At 34.8% G+C, this 12,253-nt stretch carries 10 protein-coding genes; 5 read left to right on the top strand and 5 right to left on the bottom strand.

Annotated elements, in window-relative coordinates; all coding sequences use genetic code 11:
- Positions 1-59: 59 nt before the first annotated feature.
- On the bottom strand, positions 60-3,371 hold the full coding sequence (locus tag C3V44_RS05660) for an NACHT domain-containing NTPase (RefSeq protein ID WP_106095832.1): 3,312 nt from the start codon (positions 3,369-3,371) through the stop codon (positions 60-62).
- Positions 3,372-3,376: 5 nt separating this feature from the next.
- Positions 3,377-4,168, bottom strand: a complete 792-nt coding sequence (locus tag C3V44_RS05655; protein WP_106095831.1) for a hypothetical protein — start codon at positions 4,166-4,168, stop codon at positions 3,377-3,379.
- 174 nt (positions 4,169-4,342) lie between these two features.
- Between C3V44_RS05655 and C3V44_RS05650 the strand changes: the two genes are divergently transcribed.
- From C3V44_RS05650 to C3V44_RS05640, 3 genes are read left to right on the top strand one after another with little or no spacing between them, the layout of a single operon-like run.
- Positions 4,343-6,115 (top strand): long-chain fatty acid--CoA ligase, encoded by a 1,773-nt coding sequence (locus tag C3V44_RS05650; RefSeq protein WP_106095830.1) that lies wholly within the window; start codon positions 4,343-4,345, stop codon positions 6,113-6,115.
- Positions 6,112-7,038: a bifunctional riboflavin kinase/FAD synthetase gene (locus tag C3V44_RS05645; RefSeq protein WP_106095829.1), complete on the top strand. Its 927-nt coding sequence runs from the start codon at positions 6,112-6,114 to the stop codon at positions 7,036-7,038. The genes C3V44_RS05650 and C3V44_RS05645 overlap by 4 nt, the downstream gene beginning before the upstream one ends.
- Positions 7,001-7,441, top strand: a complete 441-nt coding sequence (locus tag C3V44_RS05640; RefSeq protein ID WP_009411280.1) for a dCMP deaminase family protein — start codon at positions 7,001-7,003, stop codon at positions 7,439-7,441. The genes C3V44_RS05645 and C3V44_RS05640 overlap by 38 nt, the downstream gene beginning before the upstream one ends.
- 6 nt (positions 7,442-7,447) lie before the next feature.
- Here the strand turns inward: C3V44_RS05640 and C3V44_RS05635 are convergent, their stop codons facing one another.
- From C3V44_RS05635 to C3V44_RS05625, 3 genes are read right to left on the bottom strand one after another with little or no spacing between them, the layout of a single operon-like run.
- Complete coding sequence (locus C3V44_RS05635) at positions 7,448-8,485, bottom strand: phosphatase PAP2 family protein (protein WP_106095828.1); 1,038 nt, start codon at positions 8,483-8,485, stop codon at positions 7,448-7,450.
- A complete protein-coding gene (locus C3V44_RS05630; protein WP_106095827.1) occupies positions 8,482-9,084 on the bottom strand; it encodes a PAS domain-containing protein in 603 nt (200 codons plus the stop codon). Before C3V44_RS05630 ends, C3V44_RS05635 begins: the two co-directional genes overlap by 4 nt.
- A gap of 18 nt (positions 9,085-9,102) precedes the next feature.
- Entirely contained in the window at positions 9,103-10,653 is a 1,551-nt protein-coding gene (locus C3V44_RS05625; protein ID WP_106095826.1) for a glycine--tRNA ligase, read from the bottom strand.
- Between the two features lie 523 nt (positions 10,654-11,176).
- Between C3V44_RS05625 and C3V44_RS05615 the strand changes: the two genes are divergently transcribed.
- Positions 11,177-11,866 carry a ComF family protein gene (locus C3V44_RS05615; RefSeq protein ID WP_106095824.1) on the top strand — a complete coding sequence of 230 codons (690 nt, stop codon included), beginning with the start codon at positions 11,177-11,179 and terminating at the stop codon, positions 11,864-11,866.
- 51 nt (positions 11,867-11,917) lie between these two features.
- On the top strand, positions 11,918-12,220 hold the full coding sequence (locus C3V44_RS05610; RefSeq protein WP_016479681.1) for a hypothetical protein: 303 nt from the start codon (positions 11,918-11,920) through the stop codon (positions 12,218-12,220).
- Positions 12,221-12,253 lie beyond the last annotated feature (33 nt).

Raw genomic sequence — 12,253 nt, 5'->3', positions numbered from 1 at the left:
GGGAAAAGCAAATAGACTTTTCTTTGTTTGATAAAGAGATAAAGTTTTTTAAAAAGAGTTTAGCTGTAGAGTAATTTTTCAGCTTCTATGAAAGTTAAAGGTTTTGAAAGAGAAGCTAAATATGAATTATTTGAAACATCTATTAAGTGATTAATATGAAAGGTTTTTGCATCACTATCTACACATTCCTTTTTTATATCTTTCAATAAGTTATTAATCCTTTCAAAGCCCTTATTTGAAAAACTGATTAGTAAAGATTGAATGTCTTGTTTTGTATTATAGTAAGCAGAAGTATTCTCTTTAATTTTTTCATCATAGATAATATGAAATATTTCTTTTAAAAATTCTATATTGCTAAGATTAGTATACTTTAAAATAGCTTTGTTGTTAATTTTATAATCATCTCTTAAGTCAATATTTTTATTTTTAAGGTCTCTTAGATGTGTTATATAAAACTCTAAAGCTTTTGAATCATTACAATAAAAAAGAACACTTAAAGCATTAGATATGAACTCAGTTTTATTTGAGTTTAAATATCCTTTTACCTTATCAAGAATAAAATTAATATTTATATTCTCTTTCATGCAACTATCAATTGCTTCCCAAAATAAATATGTATTAATGTCTGTGCAACAATTTCTTAAAAAACTTTCTTTTCTTTCTTTTGTTAGAACTTCTATATATTCTTTCAAGATAGAAGAATCATCATCTAAAATAGCTTCTTCTATCTTAGGGTAACATTCCTTAATCTTATGCTTAATAACATATCTAACATGCTCTCTAAAAGAGCCATAATCCATTTTTATATTGCTAATATTGTCAATAATTTTACCTCTAAAAATTGACTTATCTACTTTATTTTCAATGAAATTGATATTATCTTCCATTTCTCCAATGATATTACAATATCTCAAAGTTTCTAAGTAAAATTCTTGAGAATAAATTACTTCATACTTTTTATCAAAAAAGTACAATATTTCTAAGATATTGCAATTAGGATAGATTGTTGAATAGTAATTTTTATCATCAAAAGATATAATATTATCATAGTCAAAATTATTTTCAAGAGATAAGCAAGTTTCTTTTATATAATTGATATGATTATGATTAATTTCAAAAGGTATATCTTTATCTTTAATCATAGATTTTATTTGATATAAGATATAATACTCATTCTCAAGTTTTGAGATGATTTCTTCCTTAGTCTTTGTTTCATCTCCATTTAAAACTTCAATAATAAGTGAATATAAACTATTTCTAATACCATAGTATGAGTTATTTCTATAAGATTCATATTCAAGTTTATGAACTATATCGACACTTATTTTTGTAATGTCATTATCTTCAAAAATTTTAGTTATTCTTTGCTCTATTTTTTGCCTATCAAATAAAATGTCATAGTTTTCCTGAGAAGCTTTTATGTATTTTTTATTATTCTCCTCAATTTCTTCTTCTGTATAGAGTATATTAGGAAAAGTATGACCTAAGAAAGAAAAATGATTGTCAAAATAAAGGGCAGAACGATAATTATGTCTTGAATAATAAAACCTTATAGTAGCAAGAGTGTCGTCTGAGATTTTTATTGTTTTTTCTTTATATTTTTCAACTAAGTAATCAATACATTTTTCATCATTAAATAATGTGATAATCATATAATTATTCTCTGTTACCCCATATTTATCAATAATATACCTAAATACATTAATCTTTTGATCAGACATTTCATTAACTAATGTAGGAAAAATGTTGTTAGGATCATATAGATTAGAAAGTTGACAATCATCTAATTGCATAAATATATCTATAATAGACGAAATATCCTTATTAGATATAATAAAAGAAAGGATTTTTTCTATAAACTTCTCTTTAAAATTACATTTATAAAATTCTGATATCCTAATATCAAAATTATCATCTACAATAATTTTTAGTATTTCTACAAAATGATCTCTATTTTGTATTTTTAAAGCTATTTGAGCAAAATATTCCTTAGTTCCTCTTATTACATTATCTATTTCTCTATTAGGTTCTATCTTGTATAATTTGTATAAAGAATTCTTTAGTATATCAAAATAATTATCAATATCTTCTAACTTATGAAGTATTGTAATTATTAGATGATGAATTTCTCGTGAATAATTATCTTTAAAATATGTGGCAATTTCTTTAAGGAAAGAAATATCTTTATAGAACTCTTTTTCTCTAAAAGTTCTCAAAGCCTCACTTTTTATTTGTAAAGATTCTTGTATTTGATTATCTGAAAGTATTATTGCTTTAAGAGTATTTTTTATTTTATCATTATCCTCATCAGAACATTCCGTAAAAGCTAATACATTTAAAGCAGATATAGTAGTTCTAAAATGTATATTTTTATTAATTACTGAGATAAGAAAATCAATATTAGCAAATTCTGCCATTTTATTCATAGAGAAAGGCTGAGCTCCTGCAAACCAATGTTTCTTTTCAATAGCTATATTTGTAAAATGCTTTTTAAAGATATCATTTTTTTGTTCAACATTCAATTTATCCTTTTCTACTAAAAAAAGTATTTCAGGTTCATTATTCAAAAGCCAATCTTTAATGTTTTCAAATTTGTCTTTTTGTAAAATATTTAACAAAAAGCCAATCGTGTTAAATAATGAAGGTTTTGTTTTGTTGATTTCTGAATTTATTTTTATAAAAGATAGGATGTTTTTCCCATTTTTATTAGCTAAGTACTTGGCTGCAAAAAACTCCTGATAATTCTTATGTCTAAATGTAAAGATATTTGAATTAGGTGTCTTTTCTATAAAAGAAACTTCTTCAAAAATTTCGTTGTTCCTACCTAATAAGTTGTATAAATTACTTTCTAATATAAAACTCTGTTGCATTAATTCATTCACAATAGCTACTTTTTCCAAACAATATTCTATATGAGGAATGTTGATAGATTCTCTTTTTTTGAATTTTTCTTTATTTAAAAGATTTAATTCTTTTTCAATAAATATATTCCAAATCTCTAATTGATTGTTAGGAAATTCTTTATGTCCCTTGTAATAATCAGAAAAAAGGCTTAAGTTAAAAGGATTTTCTAAAAAGGATTTGAAGCGATTCAGTTCGTTAAATGGTAAAGAGATACCATTTTCTTTTTTAAAAATATTATTTATTTGAAGCTCTGATAATCCTTCCAAAAAAACATATTCAAAATTATCAATTTTAGCAATATATTTTTCATAAATATTAGTTCTACAACTAATAACTACATTAATTTTGTATTCTTTGTATTGATTTAAAAAAAGTTCCAATGAAGAAATAAAGTCTTGAATATTGGCTATTTCATCAAGACCATCTAAAATAAATGTAATTATAGGTAATTCTCTCCATTCTTTCAAAGGTATTAAATCTTCAAAAGTAGAGGTTCCCCTAAAGTTTTTAAGAGTAATAAAAAAGGAAAATTCTGTTGTTCTTCTCTTTTATCCCATAGGGAATTAAATAGATACTTTAGTTCAATTGTTTTCCCTATACCTGCATTACCTAATAATACAATTCTATTTTTCTCTTGTAAAAAATGCTCTAAGGTTTCATTCTCTTCATTTATTGTGAAATAATTAATTTCTTCTCTTCTTATATATCTTTTTTCATAATTATCTATTTTTAATATTTCAACGTTGGTAAAATCGGCCACATTTAATGTTTTAAAGTTTAGTTTGCTTGAAGATATGTTCAGTTCCTTAGATATTGCATCTAATTTATCAGAATTTTCAAATATCTTATCTTTATAATTTTCTTCTATAAAAAGCTTTTTAAGCTCTTTATCTTTTTCAAGATTACTATAAAATAAATTATAAAAAGAAATTATTTGTTCTTTGGTCGGTTCTATAATGTTAGGAATTCTTTTAAATTCATCTAATAATTCATCAAAATCCACTTTCTTAGTTTCAAATAATTTATGTTCAAGTAGCTTTTTATATAAAATTTCTGAGTGATAAAAAGGAATTCTTCCATTTATATCTTCTATAATAAGACATTTCTCACCAAATTCTCGTGTTGTATCTGTTGTAATTTTAACCAATCTACTTGCGTACTTTTTTTTAGGAAAAAATAGCTGTCTAATACAGCTATATCCTTCTTTTTTAACAGTGTACTTTATTAGTTCAATAGCAACTGTAGACGTCATAGTTCCAATCATAGAAAAATATTTTTTTATAGTGCAAAATTAATACTTTTGATAGAAAAATAAATAATAATTCCTAATAAATATTACTTGAAGATAAAATTGAAGTAATAAGTATTTTTCGTCATTCGTATTTCGTATTTCGTAATTATTTATTACTTTTGCCCTCTGTAACAAAAATTTAAACCAATGAATACCGTAAATCGTTTATTCGATATACCTTATTATCAACAATCTAAACACCCTTTAGAGGTCGCTTTTGCTACCAAATACAACGGTGAGTGGGCAAAAACCTCTACCGCTGAATATATCCAAAAAGTGAATACCGTAAGCCGAGGCTTATTGCGCTTAGGCATTGAAAAAAATGATAAAATAGCGGTCATTTCAAGTACTAATCGCACCGAATGGCACGTGCTCGACATCGGGATTTTACAAGTAGGCGCACAGAATGTACCTATCTATCCCACTATCAACTTAGAGGATTTCGAGTATATCCTCAACCATTCGGAATGTAAATACTGTGTCGTTTCCGATAAAGAACTATGGGAGAAAATCTCTTCTATCCAAGATAAATTGCCTCATCTAAAAACTATTTTTACCTTCAACGATGTACCTTATGCCCACCATTGGCAAGAAATCCTCGATTTAGGCGCCGATGAGAGCAATCAAGCAGAAGTGGAAGCACGCAAAGATAGTATTCAAAAAGACGATTTAGCAACTATCATCTACACTTCGGGCACTACCAGCCGTCCAAAAGGGGTAATGCTCTCCCACTGGAATATCATCTCTAACATACTGAACTGCCAAGACCGTTTGCCTATTACCGAAGGCTCTACAGCACTCAGCTTTTTGCCTGTGTGCCACGTGTTTGAGCGTATGCTCACCTATTTGTATCAGTACGATTGTCTAAGCATTTATTTTGCCGAATCTCTCGATAAAATCAGTGATAACTTACGTGAAATAAAACCGCATATCATTACAGTAGTACCCCGACTTATAGAGAAGATTTACGACAAAATCTTCGTAAAAGGGGCAGAACTTAAAGGCATTAAACGCAAACTCTTCTTTTGGGCACTCAATTTGGGCTTTCAGTACGAACCTTATGGTGCTAATGGCGCTTGGTATCAGTTCAAACTGAAAATTGCACGCAAACTCATCTTTAGTAAATGGCGCGAAGCCTTAGGCGGACGCATACAGATGATTGTCTCAGGTAGTGCTGCCCTATCACCGCGTTTGGCTAAGGTGTTCTCTGCCGCAGGGCTGAAAATTATGGAAGGTTATGGTCTTACCGAAACCGCTCCCGTTATTGCAGTAAACCGCGAATCGGGTAGATTTTGGAAAATAGGTACCGTAGGGAAACCTATTGTCAATATAGAAGTGAAAATTGCAGAAGACGGTGAAATACTTGTGAAAGGCGAGAATGTAATGTTGGGCTACTATAAAGACCCCGAGCAAACAGATCAAAACATCACTGAAGGTTTCTTCCACACAGGCGATATAGGTGAGCTTGATGCTGATGGCTTCCTTAAAATCACCGACCGCAAGAAGGAAATCTTCAAAACTTCAGGCGGTAAATACGTATCACCTCAGCTGATAGAAAACCAATTGAAACTCTCTCGTTTCATCGAGAATGTAATGGTAGTAGGCGAAGGTGAAAAGATGCCAGCTGCTATTATTCAGCTTAATTTCCCGTTTGTAAAAGAATGGGCACGCCGTCATAAAGTGAAATTAGGAAAGACCAACGAAGAGATTATACAAAACCAAGCGGTTCACGACCGTATTGCTAAAGAGGTAGAAAAGGTAAACAATCATTTAGGCAAGTGGGAACAAGTAAAACTTTTTGATTTCACCCCCGATGAATGGACGATAGACGGCGGTCATCTCACTCCTACTCTCAAACTCAAACGACGTGTGATTAAAGAAAAGTATATAGATATTTACAATAAGTTCTACAATAAGTGAGAGAAATAACCGATATTACTACTTTTACTACCCAACAACCTACGGTGCTCACCATAGGCACGTTTGATGGTGTGCATCTAGGACATCAGAAAATCATTGAAAGGGTAGTAACAACAGCTCGCCAAGAAGGACTTTTAGCAACAATATTCACTTTCTTTCCGCATCCGCGAATGGTAGTGCAACACGACAAAAGTTTGAAACTTATTCACACTTTGGAAGAGAAGAAGCAACTACTCCAGCGATTAGGCGTCGATTTGCTTGTGGTGCAACCTTTTAATGAGGCTTTTGCTCAACTTACTGCCGAGGAGTTCGTAAGTACTATTTTGGTACAGCACCTCAATGTAAAAAAGGTGATTATTGGCTACGACCATCGTTTTGGGCGCAATCGTACCGCAAATATAAACGATATGTGTTTATTTGGCGAAAAGTATGGCTTTGCTGTGGAAGAAATATCAGTGCAAGAAGTAGATGAAGTATCGGTGAGTTCCACCAAAATAAGAGAAGCGTTGAATAAAGGTGACGTAACAACTGCTGAGCATTACCTCGGAACTCCTTATAGCCTTACAGGCACTGTGGTACACGGACTCAAATTGGGGCGTACCTTAGGTTACCCTACTGCTAATATACAAGTAACCGAAGACTACAAACTCATTCCCAAAGATGGCGTATATGCCGTGTATAGTTACATTGGCGAACGAAAAGTATATGGAATGATGAGCATTGGCAAGAACCCTACTATCGAAGGCAAAGGGGCTTCTATTGAGGTCTATTTCTTTGACTTCAACGGCGACCTTTACGACCGTGAACTCACAATATATTTTCTGAAATACCTACGTGAAGAGCGAAAGTTCTCTTCGGTAGCACTTCTTAAAAAACAATTACAAGATGACGAAACAACAGCGAGAAAAGCAATTGCGTTATGACAAAGCTTATATGCGTATGGCGATGGAATGGGCAAAATTGTCTTATTCACAGCGAAAGCAAGTAGGAGCTATAATAGTAAAAGACCGTATGATTATTTCAGACGGTTATAATGGTACGCCCACTGGTTTTGATAACTGTTGTGAAGATGAGGAAGGCAATACCCATTGGTATGTACTTCACGCCGAAGCCAATGCGATAATGAAAGTTGCTTCGTCTACACAATCGTCAGAAGGAGCGACGCTCTATATCACAATGTCACCTTGCAAAGAGTGCAGTAAGCTCATCTACCAATCAGGGATTAAGCGCGTGGTGTATAAGGAAGGCTATCGCGACAACGAAGGGTTAGCTTTTCTCGAAAAAGCAGGCGTAGAAGTCGTTCATTTAGAAGATGTAAGTGAATAATTTTCTTTACTTAAATTTAATATTTACTCCAAGTAGCTGATATCCTTCCCAAGTGTTGGAGGTACAGAATTCCCAACTATATTTTACTTTATTAACTAAGAAAGTTTCTTCTTTTCTTATTTTGGTGATGCGTCTGTTAGCAATCGTTTTACCGGTGATATATCCCACAAATAGGGCAATAGGGTAATCGGAAGCCCAGTGTACTTTACTTTGCATCATCTCGTAGCACATCAAGCCTAAGGCTGTGTAACCTACGGGCTTTATCCATTTGTAGTCGGGGTAGTTTTCGGCAATCACTGTGAGTGCTGACATTGCAGTAGTGAGGTGTCCAGAGGGCATAGCGTCATACATAGGGGTATCCTCTTGGTAAGCTTTAAAGCTGGGAGCAAACGTCCACTGACTGTGCCAACGCCCGTCGTCTGCGGTTATAAATGGACTCTCGCGCCCTGTGAGTCGCTTGATAGGTTGTACAAATGCCCCCGATACGATGATGCTTTCCAATATCTGCATAGCAGTACTTTTGGCGCGATAATCACCTGTAATAAGACCATAAGTAGCCATCCCCCCACTGATAATGATAAAAGTCGTACCATTGCCAATAAAATACATTGCTGAGTTTACATCGGCAGGAATAATCTTCAAAAAGCCTAACTTCTTATAGGTATGAGCTTCATTTAGTCCTAAATTCTCTCCCAAATTTCTACTCTCTCTAATGAGCCAAGGGTCAGCGGGTATAAGTGCCGCAGTAGCACCAATAGCCGCCAATCCGTAAGGATAATTCGGTTTAGACACCATCTCCACTGCTGATTTACCTATGTTGCGTGGTATTTTGTTGAAGATATCTACAAAACGCGGTTTTTGGTATACATAGGTTAGATTATCATTGATTTTATATTGTTTGCCTAATAAATCTACTTCAGATGGGTGTGAGCCTTGCAAAGCATTTGCAAGGCTATCCAATGTAGTTTGTGGAATAGAGTCGTTTTCCTGTGCTGTAACAGGATATAGGGAGAAAAGGAGAAAGGATAGTAAAAAGTATTTCATCGAATGAGTTCTGTTAAAAAGCTATCGGTGTTTTTGTTGTTATAGAAGGCTTTGATTTCTTCGGCGTTTTCTTTGAGCAATTGGCGAATGAAAGCATCGTAGGTAGTTTTACGGTCTTCTAAAAAGCCGTTGAAATAACGTTCGCTTACTTCCAAACCATTGGCTTTTTCTATCTTTAAAAGACGTTCGTACAAAGGGACTATATGCTCGCTGATGAGTGCTTTAGGCAATGCCTTGCGGTGTGAAACAAAGGCAGTAATCTCATCTTGCTCATTGCGTATGATTTCAAAATTAGTAATCACCCAATAATAGCGCCCGCTTTTAGAGAGGTTCTTGATGATAGCGTGGAAATTATTATGCCCTTTGAGGTTTTCCCACAGTATTTTGAAAACTACTTTAGGCATATCGGGGTGGCGGATAAGGCTATGAGGCTGGTCGTATAACTCAGCCTCAGTATAGCCTGATACTTCCTGAAATGCCTTATTGGTTTCCATTATATGTCCGTGCTTGTTGGTACGACTCATCAGGGTAGTGGTTTTATCCCACAACACTTCTTCGTCTATGGGCACGGGACGTTTGATTGTTGGAGTTTCAGTCATTTTCTTACCTCTTATCTCTTACTTCGTATCTAATTTGTGAAGCCAATTGCGCATATCCACTTCTTTGGCAATAGTGTTGCGCAATTCGGGAATGGCAATGCGCACTTGCTCCATAGTGTCGCGGTGGCGTAAGGTAACAGTGTTGTCTTCCAAAGTTTGGTGATCGACGGTTACGCAGAAAGGTGTCCCTACCGCATCTTGGCGGCGATAACGGCGACCTACTGCATCTTTTTCGTCGTAAGCTACATTGAAATCGTATTTTAGCTCGTTCACGATTTGTTCGGCAACTTCTGGAAGTCCGTCTTTTTTGAGCAATGGCAATACAGCTACTTTGGTAGGAGCCAACACAAAAGGCAAGCGCAATACGGTACGGGTATCTCCTCCTTCTAATGCTTCTTCTTGCAATGAGTTGGAGAATACCGCAAGGAACATACGGTCGAGCCCGATAGAAGTTTCGAGTACATAAGGAGTATAACTCACTTTTTCTTCAGGGTCAAAGTATTGCATTTTTTTACCTGAATACTTTTCGTGGTTACCGAGGTCGAAATTAGTACGAGAGTGGATACCTTCTAATTCTTTGAAACCAAAAGGGAAACGGAATTCAATGTCGCAAGCAGCATCGGCGTAGTGGGCGAGCTTTTCGTGTGGATGGTAACGATAGTTTTCTTCACCCATTCCCAAAGATAAGTGCCATTTGAGGCGGGTTTCTTTCCAATACTCATACCATTGCTGTTGGGTACCTGGTTTGATGAAGAATTGCATTTCCATTTGTTCGAACTCGCGCATACGGAAAATAAACTGACGTGCCACAATCTCGTTGCGGAAGGCTTTACCCGTTTGGGCAATCCCGAAAGGAATTTTCATACGTCCAGATTTTTGCACGTTTAGGAAGTTTACAAAAATACCCTGAGCGGTTTCGGGACGCAAGTATAAATCCATAGAGGCATCGGCAGAGGCGCCTATTTTGGTGCCGAACATTAGGTTGAACTGTTTTACATCTGTCCAGTTGCGAGAACCTGTTTCGGGGTCGGCAATTTCGAGTTCTTCGATAAGGGCTTTTACATCGGCGAGGTCTTCTTTCTCAAGCGATTTACCCAAGCGGTGTAATATTTCTTCACCGCGTTTTTTGTATTCTAACACACGAGGATTGGTAGTTATAAACTGCTCGCGGTCGAAAGCATCGCCGAAGCGTTTTTGAGCTTTAGCAATTTCTTTTTCAATTTTATCGTCGAGTTTGGCTACATAATCTTCTACGAGCACATCGGCGCGGTAGCGTTTTTTAGAGTCTTTGTTATCGATAAGAGGGTCGTTGAAAGCATCGACGTGCCCAGAAGCCTTCCACGTAGTAGGGTGCATAAAAATAGCCGCATCGATACCCACAATGTTCTCGTTCATTTGCACCATTGCGCGCCACCAATATTCGCGGATATTCTTTTTTAGTTCAACGCCATTTTGCCCATAATCGTATACGGCACCGAGTCCGTCGTAGATTTCACTTGAAGGGAAAATAAAGCCATATTCTTTGGCGTGAGCAACAACTTTTTTGAATTGATCGTCTGTATTTGCCATATATTCAATTGATTTTCAGTTATAAAATATAGATTAAAGTTTGTTTGAGATTGAAAATAATTCGACAAAGATACTATTATTTTTTGGAAAAAGGAGTATATTTGCCGAAAAAAATTAGATTAATGGTTAGTGGTTAATGATTAATGGTTAATAGTGAAATTGGGAGAGGATTATACAAAGCTTATAGGATAGATGGACAAAGAGTGGGTCTACAGTGGGTCTACAGTGGGTCTACAACGAACAAAAGACGAACGATGAACGAAGGAACAACGAACCTAAGTAGAAGGAAAGTTGAAGCTAAGGCAGAGATAAAAAGAAGGTTATTACTGGATTTCAACTTTGCCAAAGATTTGAAACTTTGGCAAAGTTCATACATATAAACGAATAAACAACGGTGCAAGGCACGGGCAGATGAAGAGAAGACGAACAAAAGACGAACAAAAGACGAACAATGAACGAGGAGCGGAAGGAGAGAAGGTGGATTTAAGAGGAAGCTATTAACGACCTATTAGCTAAAAGAATTATGATTTTATCGGATATACTTTCGGTGTTATCACCTGCTTATTGCAGAGGTTGTGGAAAATTATTGGTTACAGGTGAGCAATTTTTGTGTGTAAATTGTAGAGAAAAGTTAGAAGAAACGAACTTTCATTTGCAGGCGGAAAATTTGTTTACCCAACGGCTGACAGAAGAGTGCGAAGTGTTTGCGGCTACTGCATTATTTTACTTTAAAAAGGATAATATGGCACAACATTTGATACATTCTTTAAAGTATAAAGGAGAAGAGCAGATAGGGGAGTGGTTAGGACAATGGCTCGGTGAAAAGATAAAGAATGCGCCCCTATTTCAGCAGGCTGAGGTGGTGTTGCCTGTGCCTTTGCACAAAAGCAAAGAACGCAAGCGAGGATACAACCAAGTCGCCTTGTTTGGTAGGACATTGGCTTCGGTATTACACCTTGATTATATAGATGATGTATTGGTGAAAATTGAAGCTAATACTACGCAGACCCGGAAGGTAGTGTGGCGACGTTTGAAGGAGAGTGAACATATATTTTCTCTTCAAAACACTCATAGAATAGAAGGCAAGAAGGTGCTTTTGGTAGATGATGTGGTGACCACAGGAGCTACGCTCACCAACTGTTATGAGCTACTGAAAACCGTACCCAATGTGGAAATAGGCGTTGCTACAATGGGGTATGCGATGTTGGGATAAGAATGGAAATATATTGATAAACAGAAAATTAATAACTAAATATAAAATTGTATGAAGAACACTTTTAAATTAATTGTTGCAGCATTTGTAATGTTTGCATTTAGTACTAATGTAGGGGCTATGACCCTTAATGTAAATCAAATCGCTAAAAGCCTTATCGTAGACCAAGATGGTAACGGAGGAGTGAAAGTGAAGAAATCTTGCGATAAAGACGGCGAGAAAAAAGAGTGCAATAAAGATGGCAAAAAGAAATCTTGTTGCAAAAAAGACGGTAAGAAAGATGCTAAAAAGTCTTGCCACGAAAAAGGTGGTGAGAAAAAAGAAGTGAAAGCAGAAGAAAAACCTGTAGAATAATTTTTCACCCATTATAAAAACTTTTTTACACTG

Origin of the sequence: Capnocytophaga sp. oral taxon 864 (assembly GCF_002998835.1) — a bacterium.
GTDB classification, from domain to species: domain Bacteria; phylum Bacteroidota; class Bacteroidia; order Flavobacteriales; family Flavobacteriaceae; genus Capnocytophaga; species Capnocytophaga ochracea.
This window is presented reverse-complemented; position numbering and strand designations above follow the sequence as displayed.